The organism is Saccharopolyspora sp. NPDC000995, assembly GCF_053599315.1.
The window spans coordinates 19,771-43,888 of sequence record NZ_JBSFLZ010000016.1 but is presented as its reverse complement, the minus strand read 5'-3'; the positions used below and the strand labels follow the sequence as shown (position 1 = coordinate 43,888).

Below are 24,118 nucleotides of genomic sequence, written 5' to 3'. Positions count from 1 at the left end.
GATGAACCAGCCGGGTACGCCGTTTCGGCCAGTCGCACCCGCGATCGAACTGCCCGCGGTGGAGCGGCAGATCATCGAGTGGTGGCGCGCCCGCGAGGTGTTCGAGCGCAGCCTCGCCCAGTCGGCAGGCGGTCCGCGCTGGGTGTTCTACGAGGGCCCGCCGACGGCCAACGGGACCCCCGGCACGCACCACGTCGAGGCGCGGGCGTTCAAGGACGTCTTCCCGCGGTTCAAGACGATGAAGGGCTTCTCCGTCCCACGCCGCGCGGGCTGGGACTGCCACGGGCTGCCGGTGGAACTCGCCGTGGAAAAAGAACTCGGCATCAACGGCAAGCCGGACATCGAGCGCATCGGCGTCGCCGAGTTCAACGCCCGCTGCCGGGAGTCGGTGCAGCGCTATGTCGGCGAGTTCGAGGCCGTGACGAGGCGGATGGGTTACTGGATCGACCTGTCCGAGGCGTACTGGACGATGTCGCCGGGCTACGTGGACAGCGTGTGGTGGGCGCTGAAGCAGATCGTCACCGCCGGCCTGCTGGTCGAGGACTACCGGGTGGCCCCGTACTGCCCGCGGGACGAGACGACGCTGTCCGACCACGAGGTCGCGCAGGGCTACGAGAACGTGCACGACCCGTCGGCGTACGTGCGGTTCCCTGTCGACGGTCCGGTCGCCGGGCACCACAACGTCGAACTGCTGATCTGGACGACCACACCGTGGACGCTGGTGTCCAACACCGCGGTCGCGGTCCACCCGGCGGTCGACTACCAGGTGGTGCGCACCGTGCGCGGCACCTTCGTGGTGGCCGAACCGCTGGTCGAGGCGGTGCTGGGCGAGGACGGCGAGGTGCTCGCGACGCTGCCCGGCACCGAGCTGGCCGGGTTGCGGTACCGGCGGCCGTTCGATCTGATCGACATCCCGGACGCGCACCGCGTCGTGCTCGCCGAGTACGTGTCCACAGAGGACGGCACCGGTCTGGTCCACCAGGCACCAGCCTTCGGCGCCGACGACCTCGCCGTCTGCCGCGAGAACGACCTGCCGGTGATAAACCCGATCGGCGACAACGGCCGGTTCTCCGATGACGTCCCGCTGGTCGGCGGCATGTTCTTCAAGGACGCCGACGCGGTCCTGATCGAAGATCTCCAGCATCGCGATTTGCTGTTGCGCTACAGCACTTTCGAGCACCCCTACCCGCACTGCTGGCGCTGCCACACGCCGCTGATGTACTACGCGCAGCTGTCCTGGTACATCCGGACCACGGCTATTCGGGAAGCGCTGCAACGCGAGAACGAGCGCACGAACTGGTTCCCGGAGAACGTCAAGCACGGCCGCTACGGCAACTGGCTGGACAACAACGTCGACTGGGCGCTGTCGCGCAGCCGCTACTGGGGCACGCCGCTGCCGCTGTGGCGGTGCGCGGAGGGACACGTCACCGCGGTCGGTTCCCGCGCCGAGCTCGGCGAGCTGACCGGCCAGGACTTCACCGACTTGGACCCGCACCGGCCCTACCTCGACGAGATCACGTTCCCCTGCCCGACCTGCCGGCGTTCCGCCGCGCGGGTGCCCGAGGTCATCGACGCGTGGTTCGACTCGGGCTCGATGCCCTTCGCCCAGCTCGGCTACCCGCACGCCCCCGGCAGCACCGCGGAGCTGGCGAAGAGCTACCCGGCGCAGTACATCTGCGAGGCGATCGACCAGACCCGCGGCTGGTTCTACACGTTGATGGCGGTCGGGACGCTGCTGTTCGACCGCTCGGCGTACGAGAACGTGGTGTGCTTGGGGCACATCATGGCCGAGGACGGCCGGAAGATGAGCAAGCACCTCGGCAACGTGCTGGAGCCGCTGCCGCTGATGGAGGCCCACGGCGCCGATGCCCTGCGGTGGTTCATGCTCTGCACCGGTTCGCCCTGGTCGGCACGGCGGGTGGGGCACGGGCCGCTGCAGGAGATCGTCCGCAAGGTGCTCATGACGTACTGGAACACCGCGTCGTTCTTCACCCGTTACGCCTCGCTCGTCGACTGGATCCCGGTGGATGCCGATCCTCCCGCCAAGCGCCCGATCCTCGACCGCTGGGTGCTCGCCAAGGTCAACCGGCTCGCCGAGCAGGTCGACGTGCGGTTGGAGGCCTACGACACCGCGGGCGCCGGTAGGGCACTGGCGGAGTTCGTCGACGACCTGTCGAACTGGTACGTCCGCCGCTCGCGGCAGCGGTTCTGGGACGGCGACCTCAACGCCCTGAGCACGCTGTACGACTGCCTGGACGTGCTCACGAGGCTGCTCGCGCCGTTCGTGCCCTTCATCACCGAGCAGGTGTGGCAGGACGTCGTCCGCCCCGGGGCACCCGAAGCGCCGGAGTCGGTGCACCTGGCGGCCTGGCCGCTCCCGGACCTCGCGCTGGTCGACAGCGCTTTGCTGTCCCAAGTGGACACCGAGCGCCAGCTCGCCGAAGCCGGCCGCGCGGCGCGCAAGAGCAGCGGCATCAAGGTGCGCCAGCCGCTGGGCCGCGCGCTGGTCAGCGCCGCGTTGCCGCCGGAACTGCTCGCCGACCTCGCCGAGGAGCTGAACGTGCGGCGCATCGAGCCGCTCGACGCAGCGGGCGAAGTGCTGGATGTGTCGGTGAAGCCGAACTTCCGGGCCTTGGGAAAACGATTCGGCAACCGCACCCAGCAGGCCGCAGCGGCGGTCAACGCCGCGGATCCGCCCGCGCTGGCCCGGGAACTGCGCTCGACGGGGCGCGCCGCGATCGAAGTCGACGGCAAGACCGAGCCGCTCACCAGCGATGACGTGATCATCAGCGAGGTTCCGCGCACCGGTTGGGTGGTGGAGTCGCAGCGCGGGATGATCATCGCGCTGGACACCTCGATCAGCCCGGAACTAAAGCGCGCGGGGCTGGCCCGCGAAGCGATCCGCTTCTTGCAGGACTGCCGCAAGCAGGACGGGCTCGACATCGCGGACCGGATCGCGCTGCGGTGGCGGGCGACCGGCGGACTGCGCGAGGCGCTGCTGGCGCACGCCGAAGAGATCGCCGCCGCCGTCCTGGCCGTCGATGTTGCCGAGACCGGCAGTGCCCCAGAGGATTTCGTCGAGCACGCCGAACCAGAGCTGGCTCTGGTGGCCTGGTTGCGCAAAGCGCAGTGAAGGCTGTCAGCGGCGAACGGCCCACAGCCTTCAGCCGGTGCAAGTGGGTCAGGAACCGATCTGCGCCTGGATGTCCTCGTAGTACGCGCCGACGCGGGCGTACACACCGGGCTTGCCGGGGCGGGCGCAGCCTTCACCCCACGAGGTGACGCCGATCAGCTTGTTCTCCACGACCATCGGGCCGCCCGAGTCGCCCTGGCAGGTGTCCACGCCGCCTTCCGGCACCCCGGCGCACACCATGGCGTTAGGGTCGTATTCGCCGTACGCGCCCTTGCAGGTGTCGTCGGAGGTCACCGGCACGGTAGCCTTCTGCAGGTTGCCGGCCTGCTGGCCGCCCTCGGAGGTGTTGCCCCAGCCGAGGATGGTCGCCTGGCTGGCCGGCGCGTAGCCCAGGTCATCAGCCTTGGCCAGCTCGATCGGGGCCTGCTGCACCGGCGCTTCGAGGGTGAGTACCGAGACGTCGAAGCCCTGCGAGGCGTCCTGGTATTCGGGGTGCACCCAGACGTCGGTCACCTTCGAAACGGTGCCCTCTTCCGAGCTGATCACGGTGCGACCGCTGACCACGTTGATGTCAGCCGGCTGCGAGCCGACGGTGCAGTGCGCGGCGGTGAGCACTTTGTTCTGGGCCACCAACGAGCCACCGCAGAACTGCTGACCGCTCGGGGTCATCAATGCGACGGTGAACGGGTGGTCGGCGATGTTGGCGTCTTCGCCGCCGACGATGTACGGGATGACCTCCGACGGCTGCGCTTGCGCGACGGAGGCCGTGGTCAGCGCGGCGACGGCGATCGCGGTGACCCCGGCGAGCCGGGCCAGGCGACGTGGGGCATCGACCATCGTTGCTTCTCCTTGTCCCAAGGTCGCTGCGCATCAGGCCGGCGGCCTGCCTTCCCCCGAGTCCGTTACGCACAGCGAAGAGCTCGATCGAACGATATCGGCGCACGGACCTGCCGGGATAGCCTCCGATTTTGCCGTTTAACCAGTCCGCACAACCACTTTCCACAATTCGAAGTTCCGCGACGACCGCTTCTCGTTGCCCACGAGCAAATCCCGCACTGACAAGGCACACCCCGAAGTCCGATCGTCGCGCACGGCCCAGAGTTCGAAAACCGGCGAATACCCAGCGCACCCGACTCGGACCAAGCAATGCAGCCGCTTACCCTTTTGCCGCAAGAGAAAAAAGCCACCGCGACACGCGACAACCGCACGTAGTAGAAAGCCCCCGCAAGCACCGAAGACGCTTACGCTAAGCCCACCCTCGCCGCTTGCACCGCAGGTTCTCAGACCGTGCCCGCCGCGCCTGGGCTCTTGGCGAGGCCAGTTCCCCGGCGTGGCACATCGGACATGCATGAGCCGGGGATCCCGGACTCGAGAAGGTGCCTGAGGTTCCGCCACCTGCACCGCCTAGGGACGAGGCGGAATCACCGAGAACTTGTAGATGTCCCCGGTGCACCCCGATCTGCACCGGGGACACCTCAACCTCGGCCGGACCCCTCCGACCGTTGTTCGCCATCGATCCCCGAACCGATGGCTAGCACACTCCAAGGCCCCGACCGCCTTGATCGGAACGTGCTACGTCATGGTTTACACAATCTTCGGCGGAATATTCCAGAGCCAATCGGCGCAGCCCGCTCGGTTGAACGTTGAACCTCTCGGCCTAACCGCTGCCGGGACCAGGCGGACTACCTCGGCACCAGGCCCGCGTCGTAGGCGAGCAGCCCGGCCTGGAGCCGGTTCGCGCAGGACAGCTTCACCAGGATCCGCGACACGTAACTCTTCACCGTCGCCTCCGACAGGTAGAGGCGTTCGGCGATCTGCGCGTTGGACAGCCCCTGCCCCAGGCAGGTGAGCACCTCGATCTCGCGATCGGTGAGATCCCGCACCAGTTCCACCGCCCGCTGACGGGTGTTCTGCTCGTCGGCGGACGCCGCGAGCAGCCGCTTCTTCGCCTCCTGGGAGAGCACCGTGTGCCCGTCGGCGGCGACCCGCACCAGCCCGATCAGGTCCTCCGGTGGCGTCGACTTGACCAGGAATCCGGCAGCCCCGGCCCGCAGCGCGCGCAGCACGTACTTGTCGGCGTCGAAGGTCGTCAGCACGACCACGGCCGGCGGGTCCGGCAGCTTGCAGATGCGTTCGATACCGGTCAGCCCGTCCACGCCAGGCATCCGCAGGTCCATCAGCACCACGTTCGGCCGGTGCCGCACCACGCATTCGACGGCCGCCGCGCCGTCCTGCGCGTCGTCGACCACCTCGATGTCGTCCGCGGAGCCGAGGATGGTGCGCAGGTGCGCGCAGACCATCGGCTCGTCGTCCACTACGACGACCCGGATCGGATCACTCAACGCCGACCGCCTCCCCAGTGGGCACGTACGCGGGAAGCACCACGTCCAGCTCGAAGCCGCCGTCGTCACCGCGCCCGGCGTGGAACGTACCGCCGACCAGTTCCACCCGCTGGTGCAGCCCCAGCAGTCCGGACCCCGATCCGCTGCCCGCCAGATCCGCGGCGACGCAGCCCGGCGGCGCGGTGTTGCGGATGACCAACCGCAACCGGTCGTCGCTGTAGATCACGTGCACGCTCACCCTGGCCCCGAACGCGTGCTTGTGGACGTTCGTCAGCGCCTCCTGCACGACGCGGTAGGCGGTCCGCCCGACCGCCGCCGAGACCATCGCCGGATCACCGTCCACAGTGAACTCCACTGGCACGCCGACGGCCTCGGACTGACCGATCAGCTCCGTCAGGTCGGGCACCTCGGTCGGCGGGGTCACGTCCGGCAGGCCGTCCTCGTCCGCCGCGCCACGCCGCAGCACGCCGACGAGGTCCCGCAACTCCTCCAACGCCGCGCAGCCGCTGGTGCGCAGCTCCTCCGCCGCCCGCCTGGTCTCCGGGTCGTTCGCCGCGATCCCCAGCGCCCCCGCCTGCAGCACCATGAGGCTGACCCGGTGCGTGACGACGTCGTGCATCTCGGTCGCCAGCCGGGTCCGCTCGTCTGCCCGGGCCTGCTCGGTGAGCAGTTCCTGTTCGTACTCGGCCCGCTCGACGCGTTCCCGCAACGCCTGAACCAGGCGGCGCCGCGCGCCGCTGTAGAGCCCCAGGACGGCCGGGAGGATCGTCCAGACGACCCCTACGACGATGACGTCGCCGTTCAACTGCTCCCAGGGCCGGACCGCGAGCACGGTGGTGATGGCCACCATGCCCCAGGCGCAGAACTGCCTGAAGGGCCCCCGCGCGTAGGCCGCGACGGCGTAGATGACCCACGGCGTGAGGCCCGGGATCCACGGATCGCTGTTCTGGTTGATCGCGAGCAGCGGCCCCGGCCCGAGCTCGATCAGCAGCACCTGCGCGATCGACAGCGCCGTGTTGAATGCCATGATCGACACCGGGAAGCGCCGCCTGACCAGCAACGCCAGCACCAACCCTGTCATCAGCAAGTCGTTGAGCCAAAGCCCGCCAACCCAGTCGTACGCCTCGAGCGGAGTGTCCGAGGGGAAGAGGGCTTCGAGGACGCGGCCGAGCAGGTGCAATCCGATCACGAGGCCGACGTCGAACGCGGCCTCCCGCTTGGAGTTCCACAGCAGCCGCCACAACGGGCGCTTCACTTGGACCACCGTAGTCAACCGCGTGTAGGGAATCGGCGAACAACCCACTTGCGGCCACGGGGCCTATACGAAAGTTGCGCCTGCCGCCGGGCGGAACAACTTTCGGCCCGTGGCACCGGTACCAAGCGCGGTGTCGCCGAGATGATCAACCCGGTTTCAATGGATGCACACTCCAAACCGAGACCTGGGGGAACGATGCGCGCCGAGCTGCTAAGCCCGCAGCCAGCACCGCCTGCCGAACCCGCACTGCCGCCGCTCGCGAAGTGGCCGGTGTTCACCATCGCCGGCCTCGTCGCGGCCGCCCAGCTGGCGTTCAGCCCGTTCGGCGGCTTCTGGATCGACGAGGCGTACATGCTTGCGGCCGGGAAGCACCACCTGGACTGGGGCTACGTCGACCAGCCGCCGCTGGCACCGCTGATCGCCGCGTCGATGGACTGGATCGCACCGGGGTCGATGCTCGTGCTCCGGCTACCCGCAGTGCTCGCGACCGCCGCGTTGGTCATGCTGACTGCGTTGCTCGCCCGCGAATTCGGCGGCGACCGGCGGGCCCAGTCGCTGGCCGCCGGGGCCGGCGCCACCGGCCTTTGGACCGCGCTGGTCGGGCACTGGATCACGCCCTACACGTTCGAGCCGCTGCTGTGGCTACTACTCACGTGGACGCTGGTGCGCTGGATTCGGCTGCGCGATCGGGGCCAAACCGATGATCGACTCCTGCTGCTGTTCGGAGTGCTGCTCGGCATCAACATGCAGTTGAAGTTCCAGGTAGCGATCCTGTGCGTAGCGCTGCTGAGCAGCGTTGTCCTGGTCGGCCCGCGGGAGGTCCTGCGCCGGCCGAAGTTCTGGGGCGGCGTCGGCATCGCGGCGTTGATCGCCGTACCGACGGTGCTCTGGCAGGCGCTGCACGGTTGGCCGCAGCTGCAGATGGGCGCGGTCGTCGCGCAAGAGTCGCCGATGCTATCCGGGGGCCGCAGCGGAACCGCCGTGACCATGGTGCTCTACGCCGGAGTCGCAGGTGCAGCGCTGTTCCTCTTCGGGCTGTGGCGGCTCGTGCGCAACCCCGAGCTGCGCTCGTACCGGTTTCTCGCCATCACGACCTTGCTGCTGTATGCCTTCTTCGTCGCGACCGCCGCGCGGCCGTACTACCTGATCGGCCTCTACGGCGTGTCGATCGCCGCCGGGGCTGTGGGGTTCCAGCGGCGCCGGGAGTCGCGGCGAACCCGGTTCGGCTGGACGGCTTGGCCGGTGTACGCGCTTTCGGCGGCGGCAGCCGGATACATGCTGTCGGTGTCCGCGATGATGACGTCGATGTTCGGGGTGCCGACGGCCGATTCGCTGGCCCGCGACGCCTCAGCCGCCTACGCTGCGCTGCCACCGCAACAGCGGTCGCACACCGCGGTCATGGGCGAGGGCTACGTCATCGCCTCGATGCTCGAAGTCGGTGGGGCGCAACACGAGTTGCCGGAGGTCTTCAGCCCGCACCGCGGTTACGGCTACTTCCCGCCGCCGACCGAGCGGATCGAGTCCGTGCTCGTCGTCGGCGACTCGACGGCGCTGCGGCAGCAGTTCGCCGAGGTCCGGCAGGTGGGCAACGGCGAGGTCCCGATCTGGTTCTGCACCGGAAAACGCGGAACCTGGGCGGAGATATGGCCACAGCTCAAGTCCCTTTGAGCCGCGCCTGCAGATTCGCGGGGGCGGTTGCATCAGGTGCGCGAGTCGCCCAAGCCGGCCCCGGGATCGGGACGCGCGCTGCGACAATGGCTTGGGCAATGCGAAACAGGAAGGGGCCGACAGTGGCCACCCCGACGAATCCGAACTTCCCCGGGCTGCGGCTGCGTCCACCGCGCAACCGGGTTGAGCGCCGTGCCATCGGCTGGTGGACGGTGCAAGCCCTGGTCCTCGTCGTCCCGCTGCTGGGCGCGCTGGCGGTCACAGCGGTGTTCATCCCACCCGCGCGGTTATGGCTCGTGCTCGCGCTGGTCGTGGTCGCCGCGCTGGGGGTGCCCTACACGCTGCTGATGCCGCAGTGGCGGTACCGCGTGCACCGCTGGGAAACCACCGAGGACGCCGTCTACACCGCAGCGGGCTGGCTGCGCCAGGAATGGCGCATCGCGCCGATGTCGCGGATCCAGACGGTGGACACCGTGCGGGGCCCGCTCCAGCAGCTGTTCAACCTGTCCAGCGTCACGGTCACCACCGCGTCCGCCGCCGGCCCGCTGACGATCGACGGCCTGGACCGGGAGGTCGCGGCGGCGCTCGTCGAGCAGTTGACGGCCACCACGCAGTCGACCCCGGGAGATGCCACATGAGCAGCGTCATCGACGGACAGTGGCGGCGCCTGGACCCGAAGACCATCGCGGCGGCCGCAACCCTGGTGCTGGCGCCGCTGGTGCCGACCGCGGCGGTCATGCTCCTCTCCGACGCCAAACCCGCGACCTTGCTGATCACCGCGCTGATCTGGGTCGGCATCGCGGTGCTGATCGCCGGGTACACCGCCGCCGAGTGGTGGGTCACCTGGTACCGGATCACCGAGGTCCGCTTCGAGCTGCGCCACGGCGTGCTGACCCGCAACCACCGCTGGATCCCGCGCGAGCGGATCCGCAGCGTGGACCTCACGGCGGATCCGGGCCACCGGCTGTTCCGGGTCACCACCGTCAAGATCGGCACCGGCGGGCAGGCGAGCGAGGGCAACGATCTCAAGCTCGACGCGATCTCCCACCACCACGCCGAATCCCTGCGCCAGGAACTGCTGTTCGGCAGATCGTCCACTTCGGACATCGCGCCGCACGGCGATCCGGTCGCCGTGCGATACGTCACGGCGGGCACCGCTGCGGCGAGCGCCGAGCCGGGCGAGGCCGTGCTCGCCCGCCTGCACCCCTCGTGGTTCCGCTACTCCGCGCTGACCTTTTCGTTCGTGCTGATCGTCTGGGGTGCGATCGGCTCGGCCGTGGGATCGTTCAGCGAACTGCTGAAGGCCTTCGGTTTCTTCGACTCCATCGCGCACGCCGTGCTGGTGTCGTCGCTGTGGCTGGTCATCGCGGCCGGGCTGGTCATCGTCTTGGTGGTGGGCGTGCTCGGCGCCATCGCGTTGTCCGTGGAGATGTGGTGGGGTTTCCGGCTGACCCGGGAGCGGGGCGACACGCTGCGGGTGAAGCGCGGCCTGCTCACCACCCGGTCGGTCTCGCTGGAGGAACGCCGCCTACGCGGCGTCGAGCTCGCGGAACCGCTGTTGCTGCGGTGGGCCCGCGGGGCGCGGCTGCACGCCGTGGCCACCGGGCTGAACCAGAAGCAGGAAGAGCACCAGCCGGACAACAAGACGCTGCTACCGCCGGCTCCCTGCGCTGAAGCTCAACGGGTGGCTGCCGAGGTCCTGCGAGAGGGAAGGCCGCCCACCGAAGGCGAATTGCGAAGGCATCCGCGGGCCGCGCTGCGGCGGCGCATCGCCTGGGCTCTCGTGGCGGCGATGCCGTTCATCGCGGCGGCAGTGGTGGCCGCGATGACCGGATGGGTGCCGGCAGCCGTGCCCGCGGCAGTGGGGGTGGTCGCGGTCGCGGCGGCGCTCGGTTTCGCGGTGGACGCCTACCGGAACCTCGGCCACCGGGTCGACGATCGCTACCTGATCGCGCGGTCCGGCACCGGAATCCGCCGCACGGTCGCCCTGCAGCGCGACGGGATCATCGGCTGGCGCATCACCCGGACCGTTTTCCAACGGCGCTCGAACCTGATGAGCATCGGGGCGACGACGGCCGCCGGGAACAGCATCTACGAGGTGCACGACGTCAGCACCGGAGCGGGCCTGGCGATGGCGGAGGAGGCAGTGCCGGGACTGCTGGCGCCGTTCCTCCAGCGGGGCTGACCCGTCAGCGGTTCCGGCTTTTGGTGGCTCCGCTCCGGCAGTGAGCGGAGCCACTGCCGGTCAGGAGTCGAAGCTACCGTGCTTCAGGTCGCGGACGAACTCGTACCAGCGTTGCACTGCAACGGTTATCTGGCCGGCGGCTCGGTTCTTGGTGTCGCGAACCCCGACGCAGTCAGCCCCGAAGCCGACCTCGACGCACTGGCCCTGGCCCTGGGTCCGGGTGCTGGTGCGCCAGTCGGTGATTTTTGCCATCTACAGTTCTCCTATGCGTTGTTGGATGAGTTGAACGGAACCTTCCGGATCTACCGCATGCGCCCGCAAATGGTCCATCATGATGACGTAGTTCGACAGCTCGATCTCCCTTTCAAGGTAAAGCCCGCCCACATGGGTTTCCAGATAAACCACATCGGGATCGATGTGATTCGAGTAGCGGAGTATGACGAACGGTCCGGCCTGAGCCGGATGGGCGCCCGCGTCCAGCGGCATCACCTGCACCGTCACGTGCGGCATTTCTACCAGCTTGAGCACGTGCTCCAGCTGCCGGCGCAGCACCCCGTCGCCCCCAACGCAGCGCCGCAAGGCCGATTCCCCCACGACCGCCCACAACTCCAGCGGGTTCGGGCCGACGACCCGCTGCTGGCGCTGAATCCGCAGATCGACCCTCCGGGTAATTTCGGAATCGTCCGCTCGAATGAGCGTCGCCTTGGTCAACGCATACGCATATTCGCGTGTTTGCAACAATCCCGGAATGGCCTCGGACTCGTACGTATGAATTGAAGACGCTTCGGCTTCCAACCCGACGTAGGTCTCGTACCACTCCGGCAGGACGTCGCTGTAGGAATGCCACCAGCCCCGCTTCCTGGCGTCCCGCACCAGGTTGATCAGCTGGTCCCGCTCGGCACCGTCCACCCCGTAAAAATCCAGCAAAGCGGAGACGTCGCCGACCGATGGGGACCGCTTCGCGGTTTCGAATCGTCCGATTTTCGCTTGCGTGCAGCCGAGGTGGGTGGCGGCCTGCTGCTGGGTGACCTCGGCCTGCGCCCGCAGGCGGCGCAACTCGGCGGCAAGGCGACGACGACGCACCGTGGGACTGACTGTCATGATCTCCATCCTCCACGGCTCTCCACGTTGCGTCACCACCCCATCACCCGTACAGAAATCGACCACCCAACTATTCCGGTGAATACGGCGAATGGCTGAACGCACACCGCAGAACGCGGTAACCGGCTGAACGGGTTGCCGCGAGCTCGTTGCGCGCCGCAGTGGACGGTGCTCGCGTTGTGTTGGCGGGCAGGCGAAACCTCGCGCGACGACGGCGTTTCACGGGCATTGGCCAGTCGGCGCACCCCGTCGAGGCGCCGTCCGGCCGCGAACGTCGGCTTACGGCCGCGGGACGTTGCGCAGGTTGCTGCGCGCGAGCTGCACCATCTTGCCCACGCCGCCGGAGAGCACCGTGCGGCTGACCGCGAGCGCGAAGCCCTTAACCTGGTCACCTGTGATCCGCGGCGGGATCGACAGCGCATTGGGGTCGGTCACCACGTCCACGAGTGCCGGTCCCGGGCTGTCCAACGCGTCGGCCAGGGCATCGCGCACCTCGCCGGGCTTGTCCACCCGCACCGAGTGCATCCCGGCGGCGGCCGCGAGCGCGGCGAAGTCGACGTGGTCGTGGTCGGTGCCGAAGTCGGGCAGCCCGTCGACCAGCATCTCCAGCTTCACCATGCCCAGCGACGAGTTGTTGAACACCACGACCTTCACCGGCAGCCGATGGGTGCGCAGCGTCAGCAGGTCACCGAGCAGCATCGACAGCCCGCCGTCCCCGGACATCGAGATCACCTGGCGCCCCGGCTCGGCGATCTGCGCCCCGATGGCCTGCGGCATCGCGTTGGCCATCGAACCGTGCACGAAGGAGCCGAGCACCCGCCGCCGCCCGTTCGGCGTGATGTAGCGGGCCGCCCACACGTTGCACATCCCGGTGTCCACTGTGAACACCGCGTCGTCCGCGGCGATGTCGTCGAGCACGTCCGCGACGTACTCCGGGTGGATCGGCACCTGCGTCTCGACGTTGCGCGTGTAGGCGTCCACGACGCGCTCCAACGCTCCGGCGTGCTCGCGCAGCATCCGGTCCAGGAAGGACCGGTCCGACTTCTGCGGAACGCGCGGCAGGACGGCACGGATGGTCTCCCGGACATCACCGTGCACGGCCAGGTCCAGCACCGTGCGCCGCCCGAGATGGGCGGGCTCGATGTCGACCTGCACGGTGTTGGCCTGCGGCAGGAAGTTGTCGTAGGGGAAGTCGGTGCCCAGCAGCACGACCAGGTCCGCGCGGTGCATCGCGTCGTAGCAGGCGCCGTAGCCGAGCAGGCCGCTCATCCCGACGTCGAAGGGGTTGTCGTACTGGATCCACTCCTTTCCGCGCAGCGCGTGCCCGACCGGAGCGTTCAACCGCCCGGCGAGTTCCATGACTTCCCGGTGCGCCCCGCGGGTTCCCGCGCCGCAGAAAAACATCGGCCGCTGCGCCCCGTTCAGCTTGTTGGCGAACGCGGCCACCTGGTCCTGGGAGGGCACCACCACCGGTGGTTCGCACTCGACGATCCCGTGGCCGGTGGGACGGACCGCGGACTTCTGCGCGACGTCACCGGGCAGCACCAGCACGGAAACGCCGCGCCGACCGGCGGCGGTCTGGATCGCGGTGCGCAGCAGGCGCGGCATCTGCTCGGGCTGCGACAGCAGCTCGCAAAAGTGACTGCATTCGTTGAACAGCTCCTCGGGGTGGGTTTCCTGGAAAAACCCGGTCCCGATCTGCTCGGACGGGATGTGCGAAGCGAGCGCCAGCACTCCAGCCCCGCTGCGGTGCGCGTCGAACAAGCCGTTGATCAGGTGCAGGTTGCCCGGTCCGCAACTGCCCGCGCACACCCCGAGCCGCCCGGTGATCTGCGCTTCCGCTCCGGCGGCGAACGCCGCGGCCTCCTCGTGGCGCACGTGGACCCACTCGATGCCCTCGCTGCGGCGGACCGCATCGACGACCGGGTTGAGGCTGTCCCCGACGATGCCGTAGATCCGCCGGACCCCGGCTTGCACGAGCACTTCGATGAACTGGTCGGCGACGGTGGGCATGGTGATCCTCCGGCGGTCGGTGGGGGCACGGCCACTCCTCGTCTACGCGGGGTGGTCACGGCCCGCAACTCGAACCCAAGATCACCCTTTCGGGGGACTCTGGTAACGAACCGGGTGAAAAAGTCGATCATGTCCATGTCAGCTTCGAATCGCCGGAATTCTAGCCACCTGAAGGGAATCGCGGTGTCCATCCGCCTATACACCACCTGCGCGCTGGCAGTGACCGCCTCGGCGGTCGCCGGACTGCTCGTCGGCGGATTCATCGCGACTGCGGATCAAGCTCCCGTCCAACCGCGGATCACCCAAGTCTCCCAGCTGATCCCCGCCAGCGGCGAGCTCCAGTCGGAGTGATCGTCGCTCACCCCCAACGAACGGGTCGGGAGCATCGGCTAGCGTCGGGAGAATGAGCGAAACGAACCGACTCTCGGCAGGCGATAAGGCACCCGAGTTCTCCCTGCAGGACGCCGACGGCAACACGGTGTCGCTGAGCGACTACCGTGGCCGGTCCGTGGTGGTCTACTTCTACCCGGCGGCGAGCACGCCCGGCTGCACCAAGCAGGCCTGCGACTTCCGCGACAGCCTGGCGGTGCTGGGCGACGCGGGCTTCGACGTCCTCGGCATCTCCCCGGACAAGCCGGCCAAGCTGGCGAGCTTCCGCGACGCTGAGGGCCTGACGTTCCCGCTGCTGGCCGACGAGGACAAGTCCGCCATGACGGCGTGGGGCGCGTTCGGCGAGAAGCAGAACTACGGCAAGACCGTGCAGGGCGTGATCCGGTCCACCTTCGTGGTGGACCCGGAAGGAAAGATCGCCAAGGCGCTGTACAACGTCAAGGCCACCGGCCACGTGGACCGGCTCCGCAAGGACCTCGGAGTCTGACCGAACGGGCACCGACCCGGCCGGTGCCCTTCCAAAACCGGACTTCCGCTGCGCTAGTCGAGCGCCATGTAGATCGCCACCCCGGCGGCGATCACGACGACCAGGTAGCGCAGCAGATTCGACGGCAGCTTCTGGGCGAGCTTGCCGCCGACGAAACCACCCAGCACCGTGGTCGGCACCAGCATCAGGACGGCAATCCAGTCGACCGGCGCGATCAGCGCGTAGACGACCAGCGTGACGGCGCTGCCGATCATGCCCAGCCAGCTCTTCAGCGCGTTCAACCGGCGCATGCTGTCGGTGGCGGCGAGCACCAGGATCGCGATCAGGATGACGCTGCGCGCGCCGCCGAAGTAGCCGCCGTAGATCGAGGCGAGGAAGATCCCGACGGTCAGCAGCACGGTACGGTCCGGGGCGTCCTCGCCCGGCGTGCCCAGCCATTTGCGGATGGTGTTCTGGAACGCCATCAGCACGGCGGACAACCCCACCAGCACGGGCACGACGGCGTCGAAGACCTTGCCCGGCAGGACCATCAGCAGCACGCAGCCCAGCGCCGATCCGACAGCCGCGGCCACCGTGGTCAACCACACCCGCCGCGGCGCTGCGGTGAGGTCCTTGCGCTGGCTGATCGCGGCCCCGACGAATCCGGGACCCTGCGCCACCGAGTTGGTCACGTTGGCTACCAGCGGCGACATCCCGGTCGCCAGCAGCGCGGGGAAGACCAGCAGCGAGCCGCCCCCGGCCACGGCGTTGATCGCACCGGACAGGAAGCCGACGACGACTAGCAGCGCCAGTTCGAGCCAATCTGTGAACACGAACTCTGAAGCTAGCTTCTGAAACTACTCAAGTTCACTCCGGGGCGAGCGGCATCACACCGCGCTAGTGCGGCGATGAGATCCGAAAGGACGATTGCCCTCGTTCAGTAACGTCGTTATCTTTCTATAACGCCGTTATCAAACCTCGCAGGAGGGTGTTCGCCATGAGCAACCCGTTCACGCAGGGCAATTACGCGCCGGTCCGGCAGGAGCACACCTGCACGGATCTCGTCGTCGTCGGCGAGATCCCCGACCACCTAGACGGCCGGTACCTGCGCAACGGCCCCAACCCGATCTCCGAGATCGACCCGGACACCTACAACTGGTTCATGGGCGACGGGATGGTGCACGGCATCCGCCTTCGCAACGGGAAGGCCGAGTGGTACCGGAACCGCTGGGTGCGCTCCCCCGGCGCCGCGACGGCGCTCGGCGAGCCGCCGCGCCCGCGAAACCCCCGTGCCGGCCTCGACGCCCTCGGCGCGAACACCAACGTCATCGGCCACGCCGGCCGCACCCTCGCCCTGGTCGAGGGCGGCGCGACGAACTACGAGCTGACCGACGAGCTGGACACGGTCGGCCCATGCGACTTCAACGGCACGCTCCCCGGCGGCTACACCGCACATCCCAAGCGCGATCCCGAAACCGGCGAACTGCACGCGGTGTCCTACTTCTTCGGCCGCGGCAACACGGTGCAGTACTCGGTGATCGGGGTGGACGGGCGCGCCCGGCGCACCGTCGACGTGACCGTGACTGGCAGCCCGATGATGCACGACTTCTCGCTGACCGAGAACCACGTGGTGTTCTACGACCTGCCGGTGACCTTCGACGCGCGCCAAGCGGTCCAGGGCACCGTTGCGGCGTGGCTGCGCCGCCCAGCCCAGCTGGTGATGTCCGCGCTGATCGGCCGCATCCGGGTTCCAGACCCGATCACCGCGCGGATGAACGGCCTGATCCCGGCGAACCGGGGGCTCCCGTACCGGTGGAACCCGCGCTATCCGGCGCGGATCGGGGTGATGCCGCGCAACGGCGGCTCGCGCGACGTCCGCTGGTTCGAGGTCGGGGCGTGCTACGTCTTCCACCCGCTGAACGCCTACGAGACCGAGGACGGCATCGTGCTGGAAGTCATCCGGCACCCGAAGGTCTTCGACGCCGACCTGCACGGCCCCACCGAAGGAAGCCCGACGCTGGATCGCTGGACGGTGGACATGAAGCGCGGCCGGGTGCGTGAAGAACGCCTCGACGACCGCCCGCAGGAGTTCCCCCGAGTGGACGAGCGACTGGTCGGCAAGCGCCACCGCTACGGCTACTCGGTCGGCGGCGACACCCTGTTCAAGCACGACATGACGACCGGCAAGGCGGAAACCCGGAGCTTCGGAGAAGGAAACCAGGTCGGCGAGTTCGTCTTCGAACCGCGAACTCCGGACGCCCGGGAAGACGACGGAATCCTGATGGGCCTGCGCTTCACGGCGGCGGAACAGCGCAGCGACCTGCTCCTGCTCGACGCGGAAACCCTCGAAACGGTGGCGGAAGTCCAACTCCCGGACCGAGTCCCCAACGGCTTCCACGGCAACTGGGTCCCTGCGGAGAACTGACTGCGGTTCCCCGGCAGTTCGCCGACCGCCTGGGGCTCCAGGATTCGCTTCGCAGCCCAATAGGAGGGCGCTAGTGGAGGGCGCTAGTGGAGGGCGCTAGTGGAGGGCACTACCGGCCTTCCACTTGTCCCAGGGCAGCGACCAGTCGCCGTAGGTGTCCCACACCGGCAACGCCGGACCACCGGAGTTGGTGACCTCGACGACGTCGCCGAGTCCGAAGTGGTCGAAGAACCACTGCGCGTTGGCCTGGTCGAGGTTGATGCAACCGTGCGAGACGTTGGAACTGCCCTGCTGGGCAACGCTGGCCGGGTTCTCGTGGACGAACTCACCGTCGTTGGAGATGCGTTCGGCGAAGAACTCGTCGGACCGGTACGCGTTCGGATCGGGCGGGCACACCCCGTAGGTGCAGGAGTCCATCGTGTACTTCTGCTGCTTGTCCGAGATCACGTGCGCACCGACGTGCGTCGGAGTGACGTCCTTGCCCATGCTGATGGGCATCGTCTTGACGAGCTGACCGTTGTGGAAGATCTGCATCTGCTCGGTGTTGCCGTCGGCCTTCGCGATCCAGGATTCGTGCACCGCGAAGTCGATGCTGCGGTCGGTCTGCCCGTACACCCCGCCGCCCAGGTCGACGCCGTAGAGGTTGATCTTCAGTGAGACCTTCGTGCCCGGCTGCCAATAGTTCTGCGGCCGGTAGTGCACTTCCTTGTCGGAAAGCCAGTACCAGCCCCCGGGTTGGTTGGGGGTGCTGCTGATCTGCAGCGCCTTCTCGGCGGCGGCGCGATCCTTGATGGAGTGGTCGAACCGGACGACGATGGGTTGACCGACACCCACGTCGTGGGTCGACGGCGCCGGGATCACGCTCGGGTACGCCTGCGCCGCTGGGGCGAGCGTGTGGATTGTCTTGTGCTCCGTGCTGGTCTTCCCGTCGCCGTCGACGACAGTCGCGGTCACGTCGTAGACCTTGTCGTAGGCGAGCACCTCGGTGTTGCGCCAGCTCGCCTGACCGTCCGCCATCTGCCCGGCGACCTGCTTGCCGTCGGGATTGGTCACGGTCACGGACGTGAGCTTGCCGTTGTGGACCGACACGTCGATCGGCGTAGTCGGGTTCACCTGGTCGCCCCCGGCAGCCGTGATGTCGACGACCGGCGCGGGCTTGGGAGGCGACTCGGCGCCCTGCCCGCCGCCTCCGGTCGGAGAGCACCCGGCCACCCCGATCAACGTCCCGAGAACAACACCTGCAACACAAACACGAAAACGGACGAATTGCCGCATATTGACTCGTCTCATTTGCTCACCCCGCCTACAAGCGTAGTTTCACCCGCCACGAACGGATTACGGGGTGCGACAAGACAAGAACGGTGGGATAGCGCATGGGTGCGATAAATCCGAATTGAATGGAATTGCCCCGTATTGGATTACGGAGAGTTTTTCGATCACGACAGTTCGTAACGTCCCGCGCTCAACGCAACGACGGCCACGCCCTACATCCGGGTCCGCAGCCCAGCTCCGAAGGGCCGCTTCGGAGATGGGGGACTTCGCTTCCAGCGGCTGGCGATACGGATTAACCGATGCCGCCAACGTCCGCAGTCAGGTGCGAACGGTGGCGCGGATGGTGGACGCACCTGAGCACAACATCTACCGGCCTGGCCCGGTCGTTTGGCACTACTGGGGCGGCATCGTCGACGCGCTGACCGCGCTGCGACACCTCCCGCAGGCGGGCCATCCAGGCACTCCAGCCGGCTGTACGAACCGCCCTGTGAGCTGCGCGGCGGTTGGGGAGGAGCAAGGGCGCGGCGTTGTGGATCGCTGCCGATGAAGCCGAGACCGTCCGCATCCGCCTGGCTCGTCACAAGTTCTGACCCGATCGGTCAGGAAAACCTCACGTAGAAAGAGGGAATGCCGGTGGAAACTGTGGTGCGCGCGGAACAAGCGCGGAACATCTTGCCCTCCCCCAGCGGAGAAGTTCCGTCGCGTGCACCTAAAAATGAAGGGTGTCGTTGACTGACTACGGGCTATGCCGGTCAACGACAGCCTTCATTCGTAACAGTCCGAGTTCTGGTCAGCCCGCGAGTTCGCGGAGGGCTGGGAGCAGCAGCCGCAGCGCTCGGCCCCGGTGGGAGTCGGCGTCCTTCTCCTCCGGGGAGAGCTCTGCGCTGGTTCGGGTTTCGCCTTCCGGGACGAAGATCGGGTCGTAGCCGAAGCCGTTGGCTCCGCGCTCCTCCCGGATCACCGTTCCTCGCCATTCGCCGCGCACCACGGTTTCCGTGCCGTCCGGCAGCACCAGCGCCGACGCCGAAACGAATGCCGCGCCGCGGCGCTCGTCGGGGACATCCGCGAGCTGGCCCAGCAAGAGGTCCAGGTTCGCCTGGTCGTCGCCGTGCTTGCCGGACCAGCGGGCGGACAGGACGCCCGGCATGCCGTTTAGCGCGTCTACCGCGATGCCCGAGTCGTCGGCGACCGCGGGCAAGCCGGTGGCCTTCGCCGCGTCGGCGGCTTTCGCCACCGCGTTATCCTCGAACGTCACGCCCGTTTCCGGAGCTTCGGGGAACTCTGGGACGTCGGCCAGGCCGACGACCTCCACGCCCGTCACGCCCTCGGCTTCCAGGATTCGGCGGAGTTCCACCAGCTTCTTCTGGTTGCGGGTGGCCAGCAGGACGCGGGTCATGCTGCGCTCCCCGGGAGCTCGCCCGGGTAGGGCTCGGCCAGCGCCGCGGCCTGGAGCTGGGCGAGCTTGGCGCAGCCGTCAAGCGCGAAGTCGATCATCTTGTCCATCGTGGACCGTGTGTAGGTGGCGCCCTCGCCGGTGCCCTGCACTTCCACCAGGGTGCCGTGGTCGGTGGCCACCACGTTCATGTCCACCTCCGCGCGGGAGTCCTCCTCGTAGGGCAGGTCCAGCCGCACCCGGCCGTCCACCACTCCTACGCTGACCGCGGCGACCGAGCAGGACAGCGGCTTCGGATCGGTCAGCCGACCGGCCGCGCCCAGCCACGTCACCGCGTCCGCAAGCGCTACGTAGGCGCCGGTGATCGCGGCGGTGCGGGTGCCGCCGTCGGCCTGGATCACGTCGCAGTCCAGCGTGATGGTGTTCTCCCCCAGCGCCGCCATGTCGATGCAGGCCCGCAGCGAACGGCCGATGAGCCGGCTGATCTCGTGGGTGCGACCGCCGATGCGGCCCTTCACCGACTCGCGGGCGCTGCGGGTGTTCGTCGAGGACGGCAGCATCGCGTACTCGGCGGTCACCCAGCCCAGCCCGGAACCGGTCCGCCAGCGCGGGACGCCGTCCTGGACGCTGGCCGCGCACAACACCCGGGTCTTGCCGAATTCCACCAGCACCGACCCGGCAGGCCAGTCCTGGTATCCGCGCGTGATCCGCACCTCTCGGAGCTCGTCGTCGCTCCGTCCGTCAGTTCGTGCCACACCTCAACCCTAAGCCCGCCCGGCCCCCGCCCCGCCGACCACCCCTGGCACCCGGCCGGACGATCCGGGCACGCCGCGTCGGCGCGGGACGGCGATTTCGCGCATTCGGCATTCGCCCCAGGTCGGAACGCTATTCCGCGGCCAGCTTTACTGTCGCCAGGCGCACCGGATGTCCGGCTCGCGTTCCTCGTTTCGCCGCCCGTCGGTCCTTCGACCTCGACGAAGCCGTGCCGCTCGTAGAACCGCTGCGCCGAGGCGTTGACCTGAACGCACAGGCCCAGTCCCCCGGGTCGGCGCCGCTGCGGCACGACTACCTGCGTGAACCCGCTCCGCACCTCGTCATCGCCGTGCGCGCGGCGCACGGTCGGCAGCGCTGCGGCGAAGGAAGGCAGCAGCACGTCGGCCATGTCGAGCGCATCGGTGTGACCGGCACGCCGGAGCCGAGGGGACCGTCCACGACGGCCGACTTCGCAGGGCAGGCGCCGCGACGAAGCCGAATATCCTTCAGATGTCGTACGTTCCGTCGGCGACGACGAGCTCGGCGGGGCCTTCGAAGGCGGCCTTCGTCTCGGCGAGGATCGCGTCGCGATCCGCCCACGGCACGATGTGCGTGAGCAGCAGGCGGCGGGCCCGGGCCGTCTTCGCCACCTCCGCCGCTTGACGCCCGGACAGGTGAACGCCGTCCGGCGCATCCGGGAAGTCCGCCCAGGACGCCTCCGACAGCAGCGCGTCGGCGTCCGCGGCGAGTTCGGTCAGCTGCGGGCACGGCCCGGTATCCCCGGTGTAGGCCAGCACCTTGCCCCCGGCCGCCACGCGGAAACCCCACGCCGGGCACAGGTGCGCCATCGGCACCGCCTGCACCTCGAAAGACCCGATACGCACCGACTCCGCGGAAATCGGGATGAACTCGAACACATCCGACAGATCGGTCTCGGCGAGTTCGGCGGCGTTCGGCGCGTAGAGGGCGGCGAGCCGCTCCGGCGCGTTCTCGGGAGCGATCACCGGCAACGGGCGCTCAGTCGCGTCGTACGGGGGCTTCGGGTGGTAACGGCGCAGCACCGCAAGCGCACCGAAGTCCGCGCAGTGATCGGGGTGCAGGTGGCTGAGGAAAACCGCATCGAGCTGGAAGGGGTCGATGAACCGCTGCATCGCACCGAGCGTGCCGTTGCCGAGATCGAGCGCGATTCGCGTGCCGCCGGACTCCAGCAGGTACCCGGACGACGGCGAATCAGGGCCGGGAAAGCTGCCGGAACAACCGAGGATCGTCAGCTTCATGCGATCGAGCTTGACACGGTCAGCGGCCCAACGGCATCGGCCACCAGTGCCGGGCCGAGGAACCGGGCCGCCATCCGGGCAAACCCCTCCGGTGCTCCGGTAGCGCGGAACTCGTGCTCGGGCACCGCTTCCGGGGCTGCGAGCAGGTCGTTCTCGGTGAGCACCCGCAGCACGTCCTTGGCCGTCTCCTCCGCGCTGGAGACAAGCGTCACCTGATCACCCATCGCGAGCTGCAGCACCCCGGTGAGCATCGGGTAGTGCGTGCAGCCGAGAACCAGGGTGTCGACGTCTGCCTGCTGCAGCGGGTCCAGGTAGCTCTGAGCCAGGCCCAGGATCTGGCGTCCGCTGGTGATGCCGCGCTCGACGAAGTCCACGAAGCGCGGGCATGCCACCGTGGTGACCGTGATGCCCAGGGCGACGTTGAAAGCGTCGTCGTAGGCGCGGGACATGATGGTGGCCTTGGTGCCGATCACGCCGATCCGCCCGTTGCGGGTGGTCGCCACCGCTCGCCGCGCCGCGGGCAGGACCACTTCGACCACCGGGATCTGGTAGCGCTCCCGGGCGTCGCGCAGGCACGCCGCCGACGCGGTGTTGCAGGCGAGCACCAGCATCTTCACGCCCTCGCCCACCAGCGAGTCGGTGATCGCGAGGGTTCGGGCGCGGATCTCCGCCAGCGGCATCGGACCGTAGGGCGCGTTGGCCGTGTCGCCGACGTAGTGCAGCGTTTCAGCAGGCAGTTGGTCCATGATCGCGCGGGTCACGGTCAGCCCGCCGACGCCGGAGTCGAAGATCCCGATCGGTGCGTCAGTCACCCGGCCAGTTTGCCAGGCTCGGATCCCGCGGCCTGCCCGCGCGTGCCGCGCGCCACCAGCCAGGCCGCGAGCACCCCGCCCAGCGCACCGAACAGGTGCCCCTCCCAGGAGATCCCGACCTGGCCTGGCAGCACTCCCCACAACATGCCGCCCCAGTAGAAGAACAGCGCGACCGCGACCAGGATCTGCGCGAAGCTGCGCTGGAAGAAGCCGCGCAGCAGCAGGAAAACCATCCAGCCGAAGATCACCCCGGACGCGCCGACGTGCACGCCGGGCGCCCCGATCAGCCAGGTGCCGACGCCGCCAACGATCCAGACCGTTGCGGTCACCGCGATGAACTGCCGCAGCCCACCGGCTAACACCAACCAGCCGAGCACCAGCAGCGGCAGCGTGTTGGCCCACAAGTGCCCCCAGCCGGCGTGCAGCAGCGGTGCCCACAGGATGCCGTCCAGGCCGCTGACTTCGCGTGGCACGATGCCGTTGGCGTCGAGATCCGCTGCGGGGTCGGCGACGTCGAAGAACTCGATGCCATAGAGCACCGCGACGGCGATGAGCATGCCCACCGCGGCGCGCAGCGGGTTCTGGGGCAGCACTCGCGCCTGGCGGCGGTCAGGCAGTCGGTTCACACCAATGAGGCTACGCGGCGGAGACCTCCCTGGTCTCCGGGATGACCCTGACCTTCGCCTCCTACCGCACCTCACCCCGACAGATCAAGATCAACAGGGCGTACCCCGGTAAGGTTCCCGATCGTTGTGCTTCTTACCCGGAAAGGTGACTTGTGCAGGTCGACATCGCGGTACCGGCGGAGGCACGGTCCGGACAGGCACCGACCTGGGACGCCGGCACGGACACGCTGCTCTGGGCCGATGCGCCCGCCCATACCGCGCACCGCTACGTCCCCGGGCACACCGATCACGTGATGGGGCTGCCGCAGCAGGTCGGCGCCGCCAAACCGCGCAGCCGCGGCGGGCTGGTGCTGCACCTGGCCGAAGGCATTGCCCTGTTCGACGCCGGAGGTGAGCAGCGCACCTGGCTGGTCTACTGGGCCCGCGACGGCGTCCGGGCCGGAGCGACCATGATCGACCGCAAGGGCCGGTTGTGGGCGACGACGGTGGGCGAAGGCGGCTGGCTAGCCCGCGTGACGGCGGACGGGGCGGCGAACATCGCGGTGCCGGGCCTGGTCGCCGGGTACGGCATCGGTTGGAGCCCGGACGACACCCGGATGTACCTGTCGGACGGCGCGGCGCGGCGCATCGACGTGCTGGACTTCGACCTCGTCGCCGGTGCGGCCAGCAACCTCCGGGCGCTCGTCGACGTCGACGGCGAACCGGGCGGCCTGTGCCTCGACGACGCGGGCCGGATCTGGGTCGCGGTGCGCGACCGGGGCGAAATCCGCTGCTACACCGCGGAAGGCGAGCTGGCGCAGACGATCCCACTGCCGGCCCGGCGCCCGACGGACTGCTGCTTCGGCGGCCCGGACCTGACGGACCTGTACGTCACCACGGCCCGCGACGGCCTCCTGGACCCGACCGAAGCGGACGGAGCCCTGCTGGTCGCCCCGAACATCGGCACCGGAAACCGCCCCTACTCCTTCACCGGCTGACGCTCCCGCCGACCTCGTTCGCCGCAATTT

At 68.6% G+C, this 24,118-nt stretch carries 21 protein-coding genes; 8 read left to right on the top strand and 13 right to left on the bottom strand.

From position 1 onward, the window contains the following. The first annotated feature begins 1 nt into the window (after position 1). Positions 2–3,133, top strand: coding sequence for an isoleucine--tRNA ligase (gene ileS / locus ACWDKQ_RS08510; protein ID WP_450138113.1), 3,132 nt, complete (start codon positions 2–4; stop codon positions 3,131–3,133). 48 nt (positions 3,134–3,181) lie between these two features. Here ileS and ACWDKQ_RS08505 read toward each other — a convergent pair whose 3' ends face one another. From ACWDKQ_RS08505 to ACWDKQ_RS08495, 3 genes are all read right to left on the bottom strand, one after another. Continuing rightward, complete coding sequence (locus tag ACWDKQ_RS08505; protein ID WP_450138112.1) at positions 3,182–3,970, bottom strand: S1 family peptidase; 789 nt, start codon at positions 3,968–3,970, stop codon at positions 3,182–3,184. Positions 3,971–4,815: 845 nt separating this feature from the next. Then, the gene (locus ACWDKQ_RS08500) at positions 4,816–5,433 is read right to left on the bottom strand and encodes a response regulator (protein WP_450138144.1); all 618 of its coding nucleotides are present in this window, start codon (positions 5,431–5,433) and stop codon (positions 4,816–4,818) included. 34 nt (positions 5,434–5,467) lie between these two features. Continuing rightward, entirely contained in the window at positions 5,468–6,730 is a 1,263-nt protein-coding gene (locus ACWDKQ_RS08495) for a sensor histidine kinase (RefSeq protein ID WP_450138111.1), read from the bottom strand. A gap of 195 nt (positions 6,731–6,925) precedes the next feature. Here ACWDKQ_RS08495 and ACWDKQ_RS08490 point away from each other — a divergent pair, with 195 nt between their 5' ends. From ACWDKQ_RS08490 to ACWDKQ_RS08480, 3 genes are all read left to right on the top strand, one after another. Then, complete coding sequence (locus tag ACWDKQ_RS08490) at positions 6,926–8,398, top strand: ArnT family glycosyltransferase (RefSeq protein ID WP_450138110.1); 1,473 nt, start codon at positions 6,926–6,928, stop codon at positions 8,396–8,398. Positions 8,399–8,496: 98 nt separating this feature from the next. Beyond that, positions 8,497–9,036: a PH domain-containing protein gene (locus ACWDKQ_RS08485; RefSeq protein ID WP_450138109.1), complete on the top strand. Its 540-nt coding sequence runs from the start codon at positions 8,497–8,499 to the stop codon at positions 9,034–9,036. After that, entirely contained in the window at positions 9,033–10,583 is a 1,551-nt protein-coding gene (locus tag ACWDKQ_RS08480; RefSeq protein WP_450138108.1) for a PH domain-containing protein, read from the top strand. Before ACWDKQ_RS08485 ends, ACWDKQ_RS08480 begins: the two co-directional genes overlap by 4 nt. A gap of 60 nt (positions 10,584–10,643) precedes the next feature. On the opposite strand, the gene ACWDKQ_RS08475 is transcribed toward ACWDKQ_RS08480, so the two are convergent. The 3 genes from ACWDKQ_RS08475 to ACWDKQ_RS08465 form a co-directional block, all read right to left on the bottom strand. Continuing rightward, positions 10,644–10,835: a DUF397 domain-containing protein gene (locus ACWDKQ_RS08475; protein WP_450138107.1), complete on the bottom strand. Its 192-nt coding sequence runs from the start codon at positions 10,833–10,835 to the stop codon at positions 10,644–10,646. Then, positions 10,836–11,684 carry a helix-turn-helix domain-containing protein gene (locus ACWDKQ_RS08470; RefSeq protein WP_450138106.1) on the bottom strand — a complete coding sequence of 283 codons (849 nt, stop codon included), beginning with the start codon at positions 11,682–11,684 and terminating at the stop codon, positions 10,836–10,838. It lies immediately after the preceding gene. A gap of 279 nt (positions 11,685–11,963) precedes the next feature. Continuing rightward, positions 11,964–13,697, bottom strand: a complete 1,734-nt coding sequence (locus ACWDKQ_RS08465; RefSeq protein WP_450138105.1) for a pyruvate dehydrogenase — start codon at positions 13,695–13,697, stop codon at positions 11,964–11,966. A gap of 183 nt (positions 13,698–13,880) precedes the next feature. Between ACWDKQ_RS08465 and ACWDKQ_RS08460 the strand changes: the two genes are divergently transcribed. Both ACWDKQ_RS08460 and bcp read left to right on the top strand, forming a co-directional pair. Beyond that, positions 13,881–14,048 (top strand): hypothetical protein, encoded by a 168-nt coding sequence (locus ACWDKQ_RS08460; RefSeq protein ID WP_450138104.1) that lies wholly within the window; start codon positions 13,881–13,883, stop codon positions 14,046–14,048. A 52-nt stretch (positions 14,049–14,100) separates the two neighbouring features. Beyond that, positions 14,101–14,574 carry a thioredoxin-dependent thiol peroxidase gene (gene bcp, locus ACWDKQ_RS08455; protein ID WP_450138103.1) on the top strand — a complete coding sequence of 158 codons (474 nt, stop codon included), beginning with the start codon at positions 14,101–14,103 and terminating at the stop codon, positions 14,572–14,574. A gap of 53 nt (positions 14,575–14,627) precedes the next feature. On the opposite strand, the gene ACWDKQ_RS08450 is transcribed toward bcp, so the two are convergent. Then, positions 14,628–15,386, bottom strand: coding sequence for a sulfite exporter TauE/SafE family protein (locus ACWDKQ_RS08450; protein WP_450138102.1), 759 nt, complete (start codon positions 15,384–15,386; stop codon positions 14,628–14,630). Positions 15,387–15,550: 164 nt separating this feature from the next. On the opposite strand from ACWDKQ_RS08450, the gene ACWDKQ_RS08445 reads away from it, so the two are divergent. Further along, positions 15,551–16,978 carry a carotenoid oxygenase family protein gene (locus tag ACWDKQ_RS08445; protein ID WP_450138101.1) on the top strand — a complete coding sequence of 476 codons (1,428 nt, stop codon included), beginning with the start codon at positions 15,551–15,553 and terminating at the stop codon, positions 16,976–16,978. A 96-nt stretch (positions 16,979–17,074) separates the two neighbouring features. Here ACWDKQ_RS08445 and ACWDKQ_RS08440 read toward each other — a convergent pair whose 3' ends face one another. From ACWDKQ_RS08440 to ACWDKQ_RS08415, 6 genes are all read right to left on the bottom strand, one after another. After that, positions 17,075–18,190: a L,D-transpeptidase gene (locus ACWDKQ_RS08440; protein ID WP_450138100.1), complete on the bottom strand. Its 1,116-nt coding sequence runs from the start codon at positions 18,188–18,190 to the stop codon at positions 17,075–17,077. Between the two features lie 850 nt (positions 18,191–19,040). Beyond that, entirely contained in the window at positions 19,041–19,646 is a 606-nt protein-coding gene (gene rdgB, locus ACWDKQ_RS08435; protein WP_450138099.1) for an RdgB/HAM1 family non-canonical purine NTP pyrophosphatase, read from the bottom strand. Next, positions 19,643–20,398: a ribonuclease PH gene (rph, locus tag ACWDKQ_RS08430; protein ID WP_450138098.1), complete on the bottom strand. Its 756-nt coding sequence runs from the start codon at positions 20,396–20,398 to the stop codon at positions 19,643–19,645. The genes rdgB and rph overlap by 4 nt, the downstream gene beginning before the upstream one ends. 504 nt (positions 20,399–20,902) lie before the next feature. Further along, a complete protein-coding gene (locus ACWDKQ_RS08425) occupies positions 20,903–21,673 on the bottom strand; it encodes an MBL fold metallo-hydrolase (RefSeq protein WP_450138097.1) in 771 nt (256 codons plus the stop codon). After that, positions 21,670–22,485: a glutamate racemase gene (murI, locus tag ACWDKQ_RS08420; RefSeq protein ID WP_450138096.1), complete on the bottom strand. Its 816-nt coding sequence runs from the start codon at positions 22,483–22,485 to the stop codon at positions 21,670–21,672. The genes ACWDKQ_RS08425 and murI overlap by 4 nt, the downstream gene beginning before the upstream one ends. After that, positions 22,482–23,078, bottom strand: coding sequence for a rhomboid family intramembrane serine protease (locus ACWDKQ_RS08415; protein ID WP_450138143.1), 597 nt, complete (start codon positions 23,076–23,078; stop codon positions 22,482–22,484). Before ACWDKQ_RS08415 ends, murI begins: the two co-directional genes overlap by 4 nt. A gap of 185 nt (positions 23,079–23,263) precedes the next feature. Here ACWDKQ_RS08415 and ACWDKQ_RS08410 point away from each other — a divergent pair, with 185 nt between their 5' ends. Next, the gene (locus tag ACWDKQ_RS08410) at positions 23,264–24,088 is read left to right on the top strand and encodes an SMP-30/gluconolactonase/LRE family protein (protein ID WP_450138095.1); all 825 of its coding nucleotides are present in this window, start codon (positions 23,264–23,266) and stop codon (positions 24,086–24,088) included. Positions 24,089–24,118 lie beyond the last annotated feature (30 nt).

Excerpts from the sequence above, each read along its gene's own strand:
- ileS (WP_450138113.1), top strand. The coding sequence starts at position 2 with ATGAACCAGCCGGGTACGCCGTTTCGGCCAGTCGCACCCGCGATCGAA.
- ACWDKQ_RS08505 (WP_450138112.1), bottom strand. The coding sequence starts at position 3,970 with ATGGTCGATGCCCCACGTCGCCTGGCCCGGCTCGCCGGGGTCACCGCG.
- ACWDKQ_RS08500 (WP_450138144.1), bottom strand. The coding sequence starts at position 5,433 with ATGGTCTGCGCGCACCTGCGCACCATCCTCGGCTCCGCGGACGACATC.
- ACWDKQ_RS08490 (WP_450138110.1), top strand. The coding sequence starts at position 6,926 with ATGCGCGCCGAGCTGCTAAGCCCGCAGCCAGCACCGCCTGCCGAACCC.
- ACWDKQ_RS08485 (WP_450138109.1), top strand. The coding sequence starts at position 8,497 with ATGCGAAACAGGAAGGGGCCGACAGTGGCCACCCCGACGAATCCGAAC.
- ACWDKQ_RS08480 (WP_450138108.1), top strand. The coding sequence starts at position 9,033 with ATGAGCAGCGTCATCGACGGACAGTGGCGGCGCCTGGACCCGAAGACC.
- ACWDKQ_RS08475 (WP_450138107.1), bottom strand. The coding sequence starts at position 10,835 with ATGGCAAAAATCACCGACTGGCGCACCAGCACCCGGACCCAGGGCCAG.
- ACWDKQ_RS08470 (WP_450138106.1), bottom strand. The coding sequence starts at position 11,684 with ATGACAGTCAGTCCCACGGTGCGTCGTCGTCGCCTTGCCGCCGAGTTG.
- ACWDKQ_RS08465 (WP_450138105.1), bottom strand. The coding sequence starts at position 13,697 with ATGCCCACCGTCGCCGACCAGTTCATCGAAGTGCTCGTGCAAGCCGGG.
- bcp (WP_450138103.1), top strand. The coding sequence starts at position 14,101 with ATGAGCGAAACGAACCGACTCTCGGCAGGCGATAAGGCACCCGAGTTC.
- ACWDKQ_RS08445 (WP_450138101.1), top strand. The coding sequence starts at position 15,551 with ATGAGCAACCCGTTCACGCAGGGCAATTACGCGCCGGTCCGGCAGGAG.
- rdgB (WP_450138099.1), bottom strand. The coding sequence starts at position 19,646 with ATGACCCGCGTCCTGCTGGCCACCCGCAACCAGAAGAAGCTGGTGGAA.
- ACWDKQ_RS08425 (WP_450138097.1), bottom strand. The coding sequence starts at position 21,673 with ATGAAGCTGACGATCCTCGGTTGTTCCGGCAGCTTTCCCGGCCCTGAT.